This window comes from Ruegeria sp. CDSB113, assembly GCF_059611045.1.
In genome coordinates this window covers 563,135-579,665 of sequence record NZ_JBXWOU010000001.1, presented here as the reverse complement: position 1 = coordinate 579,665, position 16,531 = coordinate 563,135, and the positions used below count along the sequence as shown (strand labels likewise).

The window sequence follows — 16,531 nt, the reverse complement described above, 5'->3', positions numbered from 1 at the left end:
GCAACAGACCCGTTCTGTGCTGTGTCCGCACAGGAGATAGGAGACATAATGACTACCCTGCCCCCAAACATGTTCGCCGTCATTCAAACCCATGACGGCTATTCCGGATCGGCCACCGGTCCGTTTATCGAGGATGCCGCCGATTGGCTGGCCGAGGCCGAGCTTCCCGTGCCCGAACCCGGCCCCGGTCAGGTGCTGATCAAATTACGGACGGCGTCGGTGAATCCATCCGACCTCCACTTTATCAAAGGAGAATACGGACAGCCGCGTGTCAAAGGCACGCCCGCCGGGTTCGAAGGCTGTGGTGACGTGGTGGCCACCGGCACCGGTGCCGAAGCGTTGCAGGGTCAACGGGTTGCCTTTGTGGCGGCTGGTTCCGGTGCGTGGGCGGAGTATATCGTGACGCAGGCGTTGATGTGTATCCCACTGCGACCCGAAATCTCGGACGAAGATGGTTCCGCCCAGGTCATCAATCCCATGACTGCGATGGCCATGGTGGATATCGCGCGGGGTGCGGGCGATGCCTTTGTCGTTTCGGCGGCCACCAGCCAGTTGGGCAAACTCATGTGCTCATTGGGTCGCGATTTGGGACTGAAACCAATCGCAATCGTGCGTCGGGCCGAGGCAGTGGAATCCTTGAAGGAACTTGGCGCTCATGAGGTCTTGGTCACGTCCGACCCGGACATGATGCAGAAATTCGCAGCGCTCAGCATGGAACTGAAACCACGTGTCTTTCTGGATGCCGTGACGGATCAGATGTCCGAGCAGATTTTCTGTTCGATGCCCAACGGTGCGCGGTGGGTCATCTACGGCAAGCTCAGCCCCGAATTGCCAAAGCTGACACAGACCGGTCAGTTGATCTTTATGGGCAAGCGGATCGAGGGGTTCTGGTTGACCAAGTGGATGACGTCAACGCCTCCGGCGGACCAGATGAGAGTCGTTGGTGAGGTACAGGCCCGGTTTGCTGACGGACGCTGGAAAACGGATGTTTCTGAACGGCTTGGCTTGCGTGATATGGTGGCAAATCTGGCGAATGCTCTGAAAAAGAGTGACGGGAAGGTGATTATCACGCCATAGTAGAACAAAGCCCCGGACGAAGGAGGATGTCTGGGGCGTAAGGAACGCCGGGCCAACCGGCATGGGAGGACAAACTTGGATAACGCGCAGCTGCTGATCAGCGGGCTGGCGAATGGCTGTGTCTACGGCCTGATCGCGCTTGGCTTTGTGCTGATTTACAAGGCCACCGAGGCGGTGAATTTCGCGCAGGGCGACTTCATGATGTTGGGCGCCTTCGTGACGATCGGGCTTACGAATACGGAGTATATGGGGCTGCCTTTCTGGATGGCCTTGCCGATTTCACTGGGAATCATGGGGGCCTTGGGCTACTTGCTTGATCGCCTGATTATCCGGCGTTTGTTCGGAGAAAGCCAAACGGCAGTTGTTATCCTGACCATCGCTTTGGGTTTCGTAATCCGGTTCGCAGCCGGATTGATCTGGGGGCACGAGCCGCAGACGCTTCAAAACCCGTTGGCCGGCAAAGAGGTCCGCTTTGGCGGGCTGGTGCTGGGGATGGAGGACGTCGCCGTCATCGTCGTTACCATCCTGTTGACCTGGGGGCTGTATGTTTTCTTCAGTCGGACCAAGCTGGGCCTCGCGATGCAAGGCGCGTCGCAGAACCAGTTGGCGGCATATTACATGGGAATACCCGTAAAGCGTGTGCAGGGCTTTATCTGGGCTCTGGCGGGCGTTGTCGCGGGGATTGCAGGCATCTTGTTCGCGGCCAAGGGGTCTGTCGATCCGACCACCGGTTTGCTCGGCATCAAGGCCTTCGCCGCAGCCGTAATCGGTGGTTTTGGCAGCCTTCCGGGGGCATTGGCTGGCGGGCTGATCGTTGGTGTGATCGAGCCCTTTGCCAGCCGCTACATCGCGGCAGGGTACAGTCAGATCGCGCCTTATGCGCTGCTGCTGGCGGTGCTGATCTTTCGCCCGAATGGGCTGTTCAGTCAAGTTCGGGTGAAGAAGGTCTAAGCCATGCGGATTGTGTTCAAAACCAACTACATGCAGGATATCCGACCCTGGAAGGACGCATATCAGCTTTGCCTGTACCTAATCTTGCTGGCGGTTGTCGCAACCGCTCCGTCGTGGCTGGACGACTTCTACCTGGGTGAGCTGACAAACGTGCTGATCTGGGCCATCGCGGGCCTGGGGTTGATGATCCTGACGGGTCACACAGGGCAAGTCAGTCTGGGTCATGCCGCGTTTTTGGCCTTTGGTTGCTACGCCAACGTCATTCTTCTTGAAGCTGGCGTGCCGTTCCTGATTGCCTTTCCCTTGGCTGGTATTCTGACCGGATTGGCCGGAGTGACGGTTGCCATCCCTGCCCTGCGACTGCACGGGATATATCTCGCGATCTTCACAATGGCCCTGTCCATCCTGATGGATGACGTCATAGTTCTGGCCGAACCGATAACGGGGGGCGTCGCTGGGAAATATCTGGGCGGTGTCGAAATATTCGGGTTTCTGGTCGACCGCTGGGGTACTCCGGTTCAATTTTTTTGGCTAGTCCTAAGCGTGGCGGTGTTGGTCACACTTGGCTACATCAACTTGTTGCGCGCGCCCTTGGGGCGCAGCTTTATCGCTGTTCGGGATTCTGAAGTGTCGGCACAGGCCATGGGCGTGGACATTGCACGGACCAAGATGATCTCGTTCGCACTGTCCTGCGCTGTCAGCGGATGGGCAGGCGCGTTGATGGGTATGTTCTCGGGCGCATTCAACAATGAGACGTTCAGCGTCCTGATCTCAATCCAGCTGCTGATGATGATCGTGATCGGTGGTCTGGGATCCATCCATGGCGCATTCCTTGGTGCCATTGTGATCGGATTTCTGCCCCAGTTCCTGTCGATATCAAAGGAGTATGTGGGCGCAGTGTTTGGTGGCAATACCGTCGCCATCCCGGGATTGGAATTCGGTATCTTCGGTATGATCCTGATCGCCTTCATCCTGTTTGAGCCGATGGGCCTGTACGGGCGCTGGCTGAAAATCCGGACGTGGTTCGAGCTGTTTCCCTTCTATCGCAAGGACATGTTCAAGCGTCAGAAATCCTACCTCAAGACGGAGCGCCTGAGATGAGCTTGCTTGAGTTCGAAAACGTCACCCTGAAATTCGGTGGGCTGACGGCGGTCAACGATCTGTCCTTTGAGGTCGAGGAAGGCGAGGTTTTCGCCATCGTTGGACCAAATGGAGCAGGAAAATCCACGGTCTTCAATCTGATTTCGCGTTTCTACGACCCTTATGCCGGGTCGATCCGGTATAACGGTCACGACTTGCTTAAGGCCAAACCGTCCGGCGTCGCCGCATATGGTGTGGCGCGGACCTTTCAGAACATTGAACTGTTCGAACACGCGACCGTCCTGCAGAACCTGCTTGTCGGACGACACCGTCACCGCAAAACCAACATGCTGTCCGAGGTGTTGTTTCTGCCCTCCGCACGACGACAGGAACTGGAGAACCGCGAAAAGGTCGAAGAGATTATCGACTTCCTCGACCTGCAGGCGTTCCGCGACAAAATGATCTCGGGCTTGCCCTACGGCGTGCGCAAAGTGGTCGAGGTGGCGCGCGCACTGGCCACCGATCCCAAGCTGCTGTTGCTGGATGAACCTGCATCCGGGCTTTCGGTTGAAGAAACAACCGACATGCGCTGGTGGATCGACGACATCCGGCGGCAAATGGGGATCACGGTTCTGATGGTCGAGCATGATATGGGGCTGGTTTCCGGCGTCTCGGATCGCGTTCTGGCAATGGCGGACGGCGCAAAACTGGCGCTGGGAACACCAGCTGAGGTTCAGTCGCACCCGGCGGTGGTCGAGGCCTATTTGGGGAAAGACTCATGAGCGAGCCGATCCTGACAATCCGAAACATCGAAAGTTTCTATGGTCCGATCATGGCGATCCGCGGCGTTTCTCTGGATGTTCATCCGGGCCAAATTGTCTCGATCCTTGGCGCCAATGGCTCGGGCAAGACCACGCTGATGAAAACCGTTTCTGGCGTGATGGATCCGGAAAAGGGCAAGATCACGTTTGAAGGCGTCGAAATTCAGGGGTCCGAGCCACACAAGGTCGTGCAGAAAGGCATCGTTCACGTGCCCGAAGGGCGTGAAGTGTTTCCACTGCTGACGGTCGACGAAAACCTCAGCCTCGGGGCCTATACCCTGAAGGACAAGGGTCAGATCGATCACGATCGGGATCTGGTGTTCTCATACTTTCCGATCCTCAAGGAACGTCGCAATCAAGAGGCAGGAACCTTGTCCGGCGGACAGCAGCAGATGTTGGCGATTGGCCGTGGGTTGATGGCCAGCCCAAAGATCATGCTGTTGGATGAACCGTCGCTTGGTCTGTCGCCGCTGCTGGTTCAGGAAATCTTCGGCATCCTCAAGCGACTGAATGACGAACAGAGCATGACCATGATGCTGGTCGAGCAGAACGCCAACGCCGCCCTGGAACTGGCCCACCATGGCTATGTAATGGAGGTCGGACGCATCGTCATGGACGGCGCAGCGGATGTTCTGATGCAATCCGAGGACATCCAGAATTTCTATCTGGGCGTACAGGAAGAAGGCGCGCGGGAAAACCGCCGTTGGAAGCGGAAAAAGACGTGGAGGTGAGACCGTTGAACATCAGCACCCTGCCCCCTCAGATCACAGTCAACGGCGTTCGCCTGAACGCAAACCCCGGCCAGCGCCCGGTCTGTGTCGATGAGTGCACGACAATCTGCGAGCTATTTCGGAAACGCTGCGCTGAGCTTGGCGATCGTACGGCGCACCGCGAAAAAGACCTTGGCATCTGGAGGTCGTATTCCTGGGTTGACTATTGGCAGCACGCCAAATGGATCGGTCTTGCCCTACGCAAACTGGGGTTGCAGCGCGGCGAGGTTGTGTCGATCCTGTCAGAGGACCGCAAGGAATGGGCTTGGTTCGATATGGGCATTCAGGCCGTTGGTGGCATCGCGTCTGGTGTCTACACCACCGACTCGGCCAACCAGCTGAAATATCTGATTAATGACAGCGACAGCCGCTTTCTGATCGTCGAGAATGAAGAGCAGTTGGACAAATTTCTGCAGGTCGAAGACGAGGTTCCCGGGCTGCTGAATGTCATCATTCTTGACGATGAGGGGCTGCACGATCTGGATCACGCGCGCTGCATGATGATCGACGGGCTGTATACGTTGGGCCAACAAGCCGAAGCTGAAGAACCCGATCGTTTCGAGGCCGAAATCTCGCTGGCGTCGCCACAGGATACAGCACTTCTGATCTACACCTCGGGCACCACGGGAATGCCGAAGGGCGCGATGCTGAGCCATGAGAACATCCTTGCGGCAATAGAATGTGGGGCACATGCGTTGCCTGCCTTAGAGACGGACGAACAGCTATGCTTTCTACCGCTGTGCCATATTCTAGAGCGTGACGTATCCATCTATTTCCCGCTTGCCGCCAAATGCGTCGTCAATTTTGCCGAAAGCCCCGAGACGGTGTTTGCGAACCTGCAAGAGATCTCACCCTCGACCTTTACGGCCGTTCCGCGAGTTTGGGAAAAGATCTATTCCTACGTTCAGATCATGACGCAGGATGCAACGCCCACGGGTCGCGCAGCCTTTGGCATGGCCCTGAAGGCAGGGCTTGCGCGGGCCGAGTACATTCTATCCGGCAAACCCGTCCCAGTCGGCGTCGCCGCGCAATTCTGGCTGTGGGACCGGCTGGTTCTGCGCAACCTGCGTCGCATGCTGGGTATGGACAAAATGCGGCGCGGCGGTTCTGGCGCGGCCCCGATTTCGACCGATCTGCTGAAATGGTACTGGGCCATTGGCGTGCCGTTGGTCGAGGGGTTCGGGATGACCGAAACCTCGGGTCTCGCGACGCTAAACACCATTGAAAGCAATAAGGTCGGAACCATCGGACGCGCTGTTCCAGGCAACGACATCCGCATTTCCGAAGACGGTGAAATTCAGCTGAAAGGCCTTAATATCTTTCAGGGATATTGGCGCAATAATGCCAAGACTGCCGAGACGTTCACCGCCGATGGCTGGCTGCGAACCGGCGATCTGGGGCATATTGATGACGACGGCTACGTCACTATTTCGGGACGCATGAAAGACATCATCATCACTGCCGGTGGCAAGAATATCACCCCTGCCGAGATCGAAAGCCGAATGAAATTCAGCCACTATATCGCGGATGCGGTGATCATCGGCGACAAGCGTAAGTATCTGACCGCGCTAATCATGATTGATCAGGAAAACGTTGAGAAATTTGCACAAGACCGGAAGGTTCCATTCTCGAATTTTGCGTCCTTATGTGCCGCATCCGAAGTCAAAGATCAGATTCAGGCGGAAATCGATGCCGTGAACAAGGATTTCGCGCGGGTCGAACAGATCAAGGACTTTCGCCTGATTGATGTACTTCTGACCGCAGATGACGATGAACTGACCGCAACAATGAAGCTGAAACGCAGTTTTGTCGAAAAGAAACACGGCCATCTTATTGAAGACATGTACAATTAAAAAAAGAGATAACCCAAAGGGAGGAGAAAGATGAAGAATGTGATCATGCGGCTGGCGGCGGCCACCGCCTTGACGGCTTCGGCGACCCTTGCCAATGCACAGACACAGGGTGTCACGGATGATGAGATCGTCATCGGTTCGGTCAACGATCTGAGCGGTATCTTCGCGGCCGTCGGTGTTCCGGCCACCAAAGGTGCGAATGTGGTGTTCGATCGCGTGAACGCCAATGGCGGCGTGCATGGGCGCACGATCCGCTATGTGGTCGAGGACAACGGATATCAGATGCCGCGTGCGATGCAGGGCTATAACAAGCTGCTGAACCGCGACAAGGTGTTCGCGATGCTACAGTCGCTGGGAACGCCGATGAATGTCGCGGGGTTCAAGTTGTTGGATCCAAAAGGTATTCCTAATGTCGCCCCACTGTCCGCCGCACGGCAAATGCTGCAGGAACCGATGGACAACAAGTTCACGGCCTTTTCGACCTACTTTGACCAAAGCCGTGTTGGCGTGAAGTATCTGGCGGGCGAGTTCGGCGGGCAGTCTGTATGTTCGATGTACTTGCCAACCGATTTTGGTGCCGAAATCGTCGAAGGTACCAAGGCCGGTGCCGAAGAAGCCGGGATCGCTTTCGTCGCCGAGACCACGCACAAACCCGATGAAACGGATTTCGTGGGCTCGCTGAGCAAGCTCAAGGAAGAGGGATGCGATATCGTCACAATCGCTTTGGGTGTGCGTCAGGCAATTACCGTTGTCGGCACGGCCAAAAAGATGGGCCTGACGGATATGAAATTCCTTGGCACCTCGGCCAGCTTCCTGACCGTCGTTGCGCAGGTGCCGGGCGGAGTGACAGACGGGTTTTACGCCGCCGCATCTTGGCAAGATCTGTGGTCCCGCGCCGAAGATTCTGCTCCTGCCGCGTTCATCGACGAATACCGGACGGCAACCGGTGAAGATCCTGTCGGGTTTGCCATGCTGGGATATTCTGCGGCCGAAACGATGGTCAAAGCGCTTGAGGCTGCCGGCCCCGATCTGACGCATGAAAGCTTTATTGCCGCGATGGAAACGCTGGATTATCAGGATGAACTGGTGGGCAACCACATGACTTTTGGGCCTGATGATCACCAGGGGGCCGACTCGGTCTATGTGAATGTTGTGGAAAGCGGTGCCTGGAAGATGGTGTACGAAGAATAACGCCCAACACGCATCTCAAACGAAAAAGGGCTCGCACATGCGAGCCCTTTTGATTTTGTGTACTCGGTGGCGAATTAACGCTTCGAGAACTGGAACGAACGACGCGCTTTGCGCTTACCGTATTTCTTACGTTCAACAACACGGCTGTCGCGGGTCAGGAAGCCAGCGGCTTTCAGCGCGCCACGCAGGGACGGATCGTACAGCTGCAGCGCTTTCGAGATGCCGTGCTTGACCGCACCGGCCTGACCGGTCAGGCCACCGCCTTTGACGGTTGCAACAACGTCGAACTCACCTTCAACGCCAGCAACCTGGAACGGCTGGCGCAGGATCAGCTGCAGAACGGGGCGTGCGAAATACACGTCCTGGTCTTTACCGTTCACGGTGACCTTGCCGGAACCCGGCTTGATCCAAACGCGGGCAACAGCGTCTTTACGCTTGCCGGTGGCATAAGAGCGACCCAGTTCGTCACGTACGGGTTCACGCACGATGACTTCTTCGGCCACAACCTCAACGCCTGCGACGGCGCTCAGCTCTTCGAGAGTATTGATCTGATCAGCCATGGTCATTAGCTCCGGGTGTTTTTCTTGTTCATGGATGCAACATCCAGAACTTCGGGCGCTTGCGCCTCATGGGGATGCTCGGCACCGGCATAGACGCGCAGGTTGGTCATAACCTGACGCGACAGGCGGTTGCCCGGCAGCATGCGCTTGACCGCTTGGGTCACAACACGCTCGGGGTGCTTGCCTTCAAGAATCTGCTGCTTGGTGCGCGACTTGATGCCGCCCGGGTGGCCAGTGTGCCAGTAGAAGTTTTCTTCGCGCTTCTTGCCGGTCATCTGGATTTTGTCAGCGTTAATCACGATGACATTGTCGCCCATGTCCATGTTCGGGGTGAACGACGCTTTGTGCTTGCCACGCAGACGCATGGCGACGATCGAAGCAAGACGACCCAGAACAACGCCCTCGGCGTCGATCAGGATCCATTTCTTGTCGATGTCTGCAGGTGTTGCAGAAAAGGTTTTCATGGCAGGATAGTCCTGTTTGATGTGAAAGACCGCTCACATGCGGAGCGGCCCGAATTCGATGTTGCGTATTTAGATGTACCCTTGTGGCGCGTCAAGAACATGAAATCAAAAATAATCTAGCAATTACAGCATATTATGAAATCGGTATTATTTTACCCCATGAAATCGCCATCAATTTCCGCAAATATCCCCGCCCAGATATACTGTCGTAGACCAGCGATCAAAAAAGGGAGTGGCCAGAGAATGGATTGGCAGCAAACCATCGCCGATTACGGGGCGGCCTGGCAACAGGCGGACCAAGGTCAACGCCTTGACCTATTAACCAAGTGTTTCGCCACGGATGGCGTCTATGTAGACCCGACGGCAGAAGTGAACGGACGGTCAAACCTGTGCGATCATATCGGGGAAGTCCTCCAAAGCTCTGGTGGGCGGGTTGAGCTGACCAGCACCCCTAACAATCATCACGATGTCGTCCACTTTACCTGGCATATGGTTGGACCCGACGACACCGTAATGGTGACTGGCCACGATTTCGTGCGATTGGATGAACAAGGCAAAATTTCACATCTGGCCGGGTTCTTTGGCGACCCCGCCCCATTGAGCTAGGGCTTAGACGCTGATCTGTTCCGGCGGATTATCCAGAAGTGCACGCAGGCGCTGCATCGCGGCCTCGAACCGCTCCAATGAAACGTGCCCATTCATCGCAATGCGTACGGCGTTGGGGGCACGCCCGTCCCGCAGCGCGAACTCGTCTGCGGATCTAAGTTGAATACCTTCCCGCTCGGCTGCTCGGCTGAATGCCGCGGCACGCCAACCCGACGGTAAGTTCAGCCAAACAAACGGAACATCCGGCGCCCAGTTCAGATCAAAACCGCCTAATGCGTTGACCGTCACCCGGACATAATCGCCCATCCGGGCGCGGACGTCCCTGGCGATCTGCCGTGTCCGTGGATCAGACAGCAACAGCCGGGTCAGCTCTGCAAGCGGTTGTGCCAAACCGAAATAGCCGTATTCGGCTGAGCGCCGAAGTTCGACGCTGCGTTCGCGCGGGGCGATGGCGAACCCGACGCGCAAGGCTGGCGTCAGGATCTTTGAGATCGACGAGACATGCCACCCCCGTTCAGGTGCCAAGGCGCGATAACTGGGCTCGCGCGCGTCCCCCATTCGATAGCAATCGTCTTCAATGATCTGCAAATCATGGCGGCGGGCGATTTCCACAACCTCTTTTCGACGTTCCAGCGGCGTATGTGTACCGGTTGGGTTTTGCACCTCGGGCGAGACGCAAACCGCTTGCGCCTGGGTCTGACGCAAAATGTGATCCATGGCCTGAGGGTCAATGCCCCACTTGTCCATCTTCACGCCGACAACCTCGGCCCGCATCAACTCACCTGCCCGACGGAAACCGGCATATGACAGATCCTCAACCAGAACGACCGGCTTGGGGCCGCGCAGGATCGTCTGAAACACAAGGCAAAGACCATTTTGCCCACCATGCGTCAGAACCACATCATCATGGGTCACTGCGCCAAGCGGCAGATCTGAGAGCCATTCAACGACCGCCTGCCGCATGGGTTGGTACGCATCGCGCGTCGGGTAATTCATCAGCAAACGCGGATCGGCTTGGGACACTTTCTTAAGACATTCCCTGATCAATGCCACCTGCCCCACATCCGGTAATCTGGGGCTGAACAGGCTGACATCGGCGTTGTACTTGTCGTCGCGCAGGTGGAGTTGTCTTGCCCACACATCGTCCAGCAAAGGTGATTTCGGAGGGGCGACAAATGTACCACGCCCGACCTCGGCTTGTAGCAAGCCTTCCTCCGTTAGAATCGTATATGCCCGGGCAACCGTGCCAGGCGTGATTTGTAACCGATACGCAAGTTCTCGGACCGGAGGCAGCTTGGATCCTACCTCCAGCGCTTTGTTCTCAATCGCTTTTCGTATTGTGTCGGCGACCAGTGTGTACTTGGGACCTTTGGATTTTGGTAACGCCTCTGGCCAAATTGTATCCATTACAATTCTTCCTTTGCTTTTGACACAATCCCGAATGTATCACACACATGTACCGAACATTAGTACTTTGTGTCAATACAATTTGAAAGGATACCCAAGATGACACGCCATATGCACAACCCCGCCCTCATGCTGCTGAACGATAGCCCTCGGCTGCCGATGATCGCCGCGCTGGCCGTGCGGTTTGCGGCGACTGTCACACAGTGGGAACGACAGCGCCGCAGCAGAATTAACCTGTCAAAGCTGGATGATCGCATGCTTAAAGATGTCGGCCTGACCCGCCCCGCGGCCGACCGCGAGATCAAACGCTATTTTTGGCAGTATTAAATATCCCCAGTCCCTATCGGGACCTTTTCCTAGGCCGGGTTTCATACCCGGCCCTTTTTCATCCAAACGCCGCTGCTGCAGACCCTGCAGGTGGCAATGAATAGGTCATCGTTGCCCGCGCCACGGGTTTGACAGAGCCTTCCGAGAACATCAGTACATCGCCCACCGCAAGCGTCTTGCCCAATTTCAGCAAGCTGCACCGCGCGATCATGTCATTGGTTCCGTCAGGTTTTCGCATGAAATCCATCGAACACCCTGTCGTTACAGCCAGCGACTGACGTCCTTTCAATGCAAGGATCATTGCATAGACGCTGACATCGGCCAGACCGAACATCGACGGGCCTGAAACCGTCCCCCCTGGACGCAGATGTCTGTCCCCAACCTTTAGCCGCATGGTGATTGAGTTTTCATCCAGGCTGTCGATGACAAAATCCTTCTCGACCTGTGGAAAAACCTCGACCAGATAATCTGACAGTTGTTCGCGGTTCAAAACCAACGACATACTTCCCCTCCTCGAATTGCCGTCCTAGAGTTGGCCCGACATCAGATCGGAGAGCAAGATGGGAATTCTGGAACGTAACGACATGAATGGTGTTGCCCGGTTGAAAATGAACGCACCAGAGCGCCTGAATGCCCTGAGCGAGGAGATGCTGGCCGCACTTCAGGCTGAATTCGACGCCTTAAGCAACGACTCGAGCATTCGCGCCGTAATCCTGTCCGGCGAAGGTAAAGCGTTTTGCGCAGGTCACGATCTGAAACAGATGACTGCCGGACGTCAGAGCGAGGACGGGGGAAAAGCCTATTTCCAAGACCTGTTTGCGCAGTGTGCCAAGATGATGCTGTCAATTCAATCCCTACCCCAACCCGTGATCGCGCAAGTCCACGGCATCGCCACGGCCGCCGGCTGCCAACTGGTGGCCACTTGTGATCTTGCGATTGCAGCCGAAGGCACGCGCTTTGGTGTAAACGGGGTCAATATCGGGTTGTTTTGCTCGACCCCAATGGTGGCCCTCAGCCGGAATATCCCCCGGAAACAGGCATTTGAGATGTTGACGACAGGCGCGTTCATCTCCGCAGAACGCGCGACAGAGCTGGGCCTGGTCAATCGTGCAGTACCCGAAATGTTGTTGGAACATGAAACGATGGCGCTGGCCGAACAACTGGCGGACAAGCTTGGATCAGCGGTCAAAGTGGGCAAACAGGCCTATTACAAGCAATTGGATATGCCGATCGAACAGGCCTACGCCTATACCGGAGAGGTAATGGCGCAGAATATGATGCATCGGGATACCGAAGAAGGAATATCTGCATTTATCGAAAAAAGACCGCCAAATTGGGAACAATAACGAGATTATTTAAGGTAATTTTCGCGACTGTTCGCAATTTAGTCCTTTTCAAAAGGGCCACACTGTGGCAAAGCTGAGACATGGCTTAGGCCCAAATACGCTTTTGGGTCGCTGTAGGCGGAAGGTCCCTCCAAGCTGGTTTCTCTCACCGGCGCTGACATTCCCGCTGCGGCGACCCCAAGTACCCTCCTTAAATTACTAGCTAATCAACGCGAAATCTTGCGTGTGTTGCGTTGCGCGATGCTGTGCCCTATGTGGCACCTCATGACACAGAAATTGCATATAGTTGGCGGCGGCATGGCAGGGTCCGAGGCGGCCTGGCAAGCAGCGGAAATGGGTGTGGACGTTGTAATCCACGAAATGCGGCCCAAAGTGGGCACTTTTGCGCACCAGACCGGCAATCTGGCCGAGATGGTGTGTTCGAACTCCTTCCGCTCGGATGACGACGAACAGAATGCCGTCGGTCTGCTGCATTGGGAAATGCGCGAAGCCAACGGCATCATCATGGGCACCGCCGATACGCATCGCCTGCCCGCCGGTGGCGCATTGGCCGTGGATCGTGATCCGTTTGCCGAAGCAGTGACCGCCAAGCTGCAGGCCCATCCACGGGTTGAAGTGACGGGCGAAGAAGTCACCGCCCTGCCCGACGACGGCCACTGGATCATTGCGACGGGTCCGCTGACATCCTCGTCGCTGGGCGAGTCGATCAGGGCTCAGACAGGTGCTGAGGCTCTGGCGTTCTTCGACGCGATCGCGCCCATTGTCTATGCCGACAGCATCGATATGAGCCAGGCGTGGATGCAGTCACGTTATGACAAGGGCGAAACCGAAGAAGAGCGGACGGCCTACCTGAACTGTCCCATGGACCGCGATCAATACGAGGCCTTCATTGACGCCCTGCTATCCGCTGACAAAACCGAATTTCACGAAGGTGAAACTGCCGGGTATTTTGACGGCTGCCTACCCATCGAGGTTATGGCGGAACGGGGCCGCGAGACGCTGCGCCACGGTCCGATGAAACCGGTCGGCCTGACCAATCCGCATCAGCCTGACGTCAAACCTCATGCCGTTGTGCAACTGCGCCGAGACAACGCACTGGGTACGTTGTTCAACATCGTCGGCTTTCAGACCAAAATGAAATATGGTGCACAAACTGACGTATTCCGCATGATCCCCGGTCTTGAGAATGCCAGTTTCGCGCGCCTAGGCGGGATTCATCGCAACACGTTCATCAACTCTCCGACATTGCTGGATGCGCAGATGCGGCTGAAATCAAAGCCGAATATTCGGTTTGCCGGCCAGATCACCGGAGTCGAGGGGTATGTGGAAAGCGCTGCAATGGGCTTGTTGGCTGGGCGGCTGGCTGCTGCCGAGATCCTGGGGCGTTCCCTGCCTGAGATCCCGCAGGACAGCGCCATGGGCGCGTTGATACACCACATCACCGGCGGGGCCGAAGCCAAGACCTTTCAACCCATGAACGTCAACTTTGGTCTGTTTCGCCCGGTTGATGGCCTCAAAGGTGGTCGCCGGGGCCGTAAGGACCGGTACAAGGCTTACACCGACCGGGCCAAGACGGAATGGACAGACTGGCTGGCGCATTGCTGACTGGACGCATTGCACCCTACCGGCCTAACATACGGGTATGAGCGACAAATACCTCAAAGACGCCTACGGGCTTGATACGCCCGAGGCGACCCGTACGCACTATCAGAAATGGGCCTCGTCATACGACGCCGAAGTTGGGTCACATGGCTACGCCACGCCTGGCCGCGTGGCCGAGGCGCTTTGGTCCCAGATGCCCGAACCGCAGACGCCTGTTCTGGATTACGGTTGTGGCACAGGTCTGTCCGGCAAAGCCCTGCACGATACGGGATTTCAGGTAATCGATGGTGTGGATCCCACGCCAAAGATGCTTGAAGGGGCAGCCGCCAAGGAGGTTTATAGAAACCTCACGACGTTTGAGATCACCAATCCGGAACCACTGGAGCAAGATGCCTATAAGGCAATCACAGCGATTGGCGTGATCGGAACCGGCGCCGCACCGCCAGAGACGTTCGACCTGTTGATGAAGGCGCTACCCAAAGGTGGCTTACTGGCCTTTTCCTTCAACGATCACACACTTGACGACCCGTCCTTCACCACCCGTTTGAACGATTGGCTGGACATGGGCGCTGCGCGGTTGTTGTTTCGGGAATACGGGCCGCATCTTCCCGGGATGGACCTTAAATCTGACGTATATGTTGTTGAGAAGACGTGACATTCATTACCAGATTTGCCCCATCTCCTACAGGACCGCTTCATCTTGGCCATGCCTATTCTGCACTTCTTGCCAGTGATATGGCCGCCGCTGAAGGCGGTCAATTTTTGTTGCGGATCGAAGATATCGACCGCTCCCGCTGCCGGGCAAATTGGGAAGAGCAGATTTATGACGATTTGACTTGGCTCGGGTTGACCTGGCCAGAACCCGTGATGCGGCAATCGTCTCGTGTGTCAACTTATGAAGACGCGCTGAAAACGTTGTGGTCACAAGGTCTGTTGTACCCGTGCACCTGCAACCGTCGGGACATTGCCGCCGCCGCCGGAGCACCGCAGGAAGGAGTTCCTCTGCATGGGCCGGATGGGATCATTTATCCGGGCACGTGCAGGCATGTTTCAGAGCGATCGGGGCCGATTCCACAATATTTGCCCCTTCGACTGGACATTGAAATGGCTGCACGTGTAGTTCCAGATCTGTTTAGGACTGCCACTCAACCATTTGCAAAAGCGGCGATTTTCGAAGAAACAGGCGCAGGACCGGAAGGGGAAACGGGCCCCGTCACTTTCACTGCTGATGAGTTGCGGGACACAATCGGAGACGTGGTATTGTCCCGGCGCGATATGGGAACGTCCTACCATCTATCCGTCGTTCTGGATGACGCAGCGCAAGGCGTAACTCATGTCGTGCGCGGTCAGGACCTGATCGAGGCGACGCGTATTCATGTTCTGCTGCAGGCTTTGCTCGGTTTGCCGACACCCGTCTATCACCATCACAAACTGATCCGAGATGATGCAGGCAAACGCTTGGCCAAACGCGACGACGCGCGCGCCATCGCCAAGTATCGTGGTGATGGAGTTACCGCGGAACAGGTTCGGGCCATGGTCGGGCTGTGAACGACGCTAGTCCATCGGCCGCATTAGCTCGACCTCCTCACCATCCCGCACTGCGGTGTAGAAACAGGTGCGCCGGTTCGTATGACACGCCGCGCCGGTCTGTCGCACCAGGACCAGCAGGCAGTCGCGATCACAATCGACGCGGAAATCGATCAGTTCCTGAACATGCCCTGAGGTTTCGCCCTTGATCCAGAACGACTGGCGTGAACGCGACCAATACGTCACGCGGCGCGTTTCAAGAGTTTTTTCAACCGCTTCTGCGTTCATCCACGCCATCATCAGCACCTCGCCAGAGGCTTCATCTTGTGCGATCGCCGGGATCAGACCAGCGTCGTTAAACTTCAGGCTCAACGGATCGAAAGTGACGGTCTCGGACATTGTAAAAACCTTTTGCATCCCGGTGGATGGCCACTATGTATGGGGAACACGCAACGAGGGAAAGCCATGTCTGGCGAGAACGACCTGATAAAGCTGTATTCTGGGCGCATTCTGGCCCTGGCTGCGGACATTCCGCATCTGGAACGACTGGAAAACCCTGATGCGACCGTAAAGAAACGCTCGCCATTGTGCGGGTCGACCGTGACCGTGGACGTCAAGGTTGAGGACGGTCACGTGTCCGACTTTGGTCAGGACGTTAAGGCCTGCGCCCTGGGGCAGGCCTCGGCCTCGGTCGTTGGATCCGCTGTAATTGGAACCACGCGCGCGCAAATCGAAACTGCGCGAGATCAGCTGTCGGCTATGCTGAAGAAAGACGGCCCTGCTCCGGACGCACCATTTGACGGGCTGGAAGTTCTCATGCCTGCGCGTGATTACAAGAACCGGCACGCTTCGATTCTGCTGGCGTTGGATGCGACCGCTGAAGCTATGGAACAGGCTGAGCAGGCCAACTGCGCCTGAAGATGGTAATTCAATTCAAACCCATCTAACC

Annotated in this window: 19 protein-coding genes; 14 read left to right on the top strand and 5 right to left on the bottom strand. The window is 56.5% G+C overall.

What is annotated here, in order from left to right; genetic code table 11:
• The first annotated feature begins 48 nt into the window (after nt 1-48).
• The 7 genes from AC2FIS_RS02910 to AC2FIS_RS02880 all read left to right on the top strand — a co-directional run bounded on the left by AC2FIS_RS02910 (nt 49) and on the right by AC2FIS_RS02880 (nt 7,743).
• A complete protein-coding gene (locus tag AC2FIS_RS02910; RefSeq protein ID WP_496771893.1) occupies nt 49-1,077 on the top strand; it encodes an alcohol dehydrogenase catalytic domain-containing protein in 1,029 nt (342 codons plus the stop codon).
• Nucleotides 1,078-1,152: 75 nt separating this feature from the next.
• On the top strand, nt 1,153-2,028 hold the full coding sequence (locus tag AC2FIS_RS02905) for a branched-chain amino acid ABC transporter permease (protein WP_058277918.1): 876 nt from the start codon (nt 1,153-1,155) through the stop codon (nt 2,026-2,028).
• A 3-nt stretch (nt 2,029-2,031) separates the two neighbouring features.
• Complete coding sequence (locus AC2FIS_RS02900; RefSeq protein ID WP_496771892.1) at nt 2,032-3,129, top strand: branched-chain amino acid ABC transporter permease; 1,098 nt, start codon at nt 2,032-2,034, stop codon at nt 3,127-3,129.
• Nucleotides 3,126-3,890, top strand: a complete 765-nt coding sequence (locus AC2FIS_RS02895) for an ABC transporter ATP-binding protein (RefSeq protein WP_496771891.1) — start codon at nt 3,126-3,128, stop codon at nt 3,888-3,890. Before AC2FIS_RS02900 ends, AC2FIS_RS02895 begins: the two co-directional genes overlap by 4 nt.
• On the top strand, nt 3,887-4,660 hold the full coding sequence (locus AC2FIS_RS02890; RefSeq protein ID WP_496771890.1) for an ABC transporter ATP-binding protein: 774 nt from the start codon (nt 3,887-3,889) through the stop codon (nt 4,658-4,660). Before AC2FIS_RS02895 ends, AC2FIS_RS02890 begins: the two co-directional genes overlap by 4 nt.
• A 5-nt stretch (nt 4,661-4,665) precedes the next feature.
• Complete coding sequence (locus tag AC2FIS_RS02885; protein WP_496771889.1) at nt 4,666-6,552, top strand: AMP-dependent synthetase/ligase; 1,887 nt, start codon at nt 4,666-4,668, stop codon at nt 6,550-6,552.
• Nucleotides 6,553-6,582: 30 nt separating this feature from the next.
• Nucleotides 6,583-7,743, top strand: a complete 1,161-nt coding sequence (locus tag AC2FIS_RS02880; protein ID WP_496771888.1) for an ABC transporter substrate-binding protein — start codon at nt 6,583-6,585, stop codon at nt 7,741-7,743.
• A 74-nt stretch (nt 7,744-7,817) separates the two neighbouring features.
• Here the strand turns inward: AC2FIS_RS02880 and rpsI are convergent, their stop codons facing one another.
• On the bottom strand, nt 7,818-8,303 hold the full coding sequence (gene rpsI, locus AC2FIS_RS02875; protein WP_109311665.1) for a 30S ribosomal protein S9: 486 nt from the start codon (nt 8,301-8,303) through the stop codon (nt 7,818-7,820).
• 5 nt (nt 8,304-8,308) lie between these two features.
• Complete coding sequence (gene rplM, locus AC2FIS_RS02870; RefSeq protein WP_281994631.1) at nt 8,309-8,767, bottom strand: 50S ribosomal protein L13; 459 nt, start codon at nt 8,765-8,767, stop codon at nt 8,309-8,311.
• A 243-nt stretch (nt 8,768-9,010) separates the two neighbouring features.
• On the opposite strand from rplM, the gene AC2FIS_RS02865 reads away from it, so the two are divergent.
• Nucleotides 9,011-9,373, top strand: coding sequence for a nuclear transport factor 2 family protein (locus AC2FIS_RS02865; protein WP_496771887.1), 363 nt, complete (start codon nt 9,011-9,013; stop codon nt 9,371-9,373).
• Between the two features lie 3 nt (nt 9,374-9,376).
• Here AC2FIS_RS02865 and AC2FIS_RS02860 read toward each other — a convergent pair whose 3' ends face one another.
• The gene (locus AC2FIS_RS02860) at nt 9,377-10,780 is read right to left on the bottom strand and encodes an aminotransferase-like domain-containing protein (protein ID WP_496771886.1); all 1,404 of its coding nucleotides are present in this window, start codon (nt 10,778-10,780) and stop codon (nt 9,377-9,379) included.
• 99 nt (nt 10,781-10,879) lie between these two features.
• On the opposite strand from AC2FIS_RS02860, the gene AC2FIS_RS02855 reads away from it, so the two are divergent.
• Nucleotides 10,880-11,107 carry a DUF1127 domain-containing protein gene (locus AC2FIS_RS02855; protein WP_058271589.1) on the top strand — a complete coding sequence of 76 codons (228 nt, stop codon included), beginning with the start codon at nt 10,880-10,882 and terminating at the stop codon, nt 11,105-11,107.
• Between the two features lie 58 nt (nt 11,108-11,165).
• Here the strand turns inward: AC2FIS_RS02855 and AC2FIS_RS02850 are convergent, their stop codons facing one another.
• Nucleotides 11,166-11,609, bottom strand: coding sequence for a PaaI family thioesterase (locus AC2FIS_RS02850; protein ID WP_496771885.1), 444 nt, complete (start codon nt 11,607-11,609; stop codon nt 11,166-11,168).
• A gap of 58 nt (nt 11,610-11,667) precedes the next feature.
• Between AC2FIS_RS02850 and AC2FIS_RS02845 the strand changes: the two genes are divergently transcribed.
• The 4 genes from AC2FIS_RS02845 to gluQRS all read left to right on the top strand — a co-directional run bounded on the left by AC2FIS_RS02845 (nt 11,668) and on the right by gluQRS (nt 15,603).
• Nucleotides 11,668-12,453 carry an enoyl-CoA hydratase gene (locus AC2FIS_RS02845; protein ID WP_282168336.1) on the top strand — a complete coding sequence of 262 codons (786 nt, stop codon included), beginning with the start codon at nt 11,668-11,670 and terminating at the stop codon, nt 12,451-12,453.
• Between the two features lie 264 nt (nt 12,454-12,717).
• Nucleotides 12,718-14,058, top strand: a complete 1,341-nt coding sequence (gene trmFO, locus AC2FIS_RS02840; protein ID WP_058271586.1) for a methylenetetrahydrofolate--tRNA-(uracil(54)-C(5))-methyltransferase (FADH(2)-oxidizing) TrmFO — start codon at nt 12,718-12,720, stop codon at nt 14,056-14,058.
• Nucleotides 14,059-14,095: 37 nt separating this feature from the next.
• Nucleotides 14,096-14,710 carry a class I SAM-dependent DNA methyltransferase gene (locus AC2FIS_RS02835; RefSeq protein ID WP_496771884.1) on the top strand — a complete coding sequence of 205 codons (615 nt, stop codon included), beginning with the start codon at nt 14,096-14,098 and terminating at the stop codon, nt 14,708-14,710.
• On the top strand, nt 14,707-15,603 hold the full coding sequence (gluQRS, locus tag AC2FIS_RS02830) for a tRNA glutamyl-Q(34) synthetase GluQRS (protein WP_496771883.1): 897 nt from the start codon (nt 14,707-14,709) through the stop codon (nt 15,601-15,603). Before AC2FIS_RS02835 ends, gluQRS begins: the two co-directional genes overlap by 4 nt.
• 6 nt (nt 15,604-15,609) lie before the next feature.
• On the opposite strand, the gene hisI is transcribed toward gluQRS, so the two are convergent.
• Nucleotides 15,610-15,999, bottom strand: a complete 390-nt coding sequence (gene hisI / locus AC2FIS_RS02825; RefSeq protein ID WP_496771882.1) for a phosphoribosyl-AMP cyclohydrolase — start codon at nt 15,997-15,999, stop codon at nt 15,610-15,612.
• A 48-nt stretch (nt 16,000-16,047) separates the two neighbouring features.
• Between hisI and AC2FIS_RS02820 the strand changes: the two genes are divergently transcribed.
• A complete protein-coding gene (locus tag AC2FIS_RS02820) occupies nt 16,048-16,500 on the top strand; it encodes an iron-sulfur cluster assembly scaffold protein (RefSeq protein ID WP_108858657.1) in 453 nt (150 codons plus the stop codon).
• The last annotated feature ends 31 nt before the right edge of the window (nt 16,501-16,531 follow it).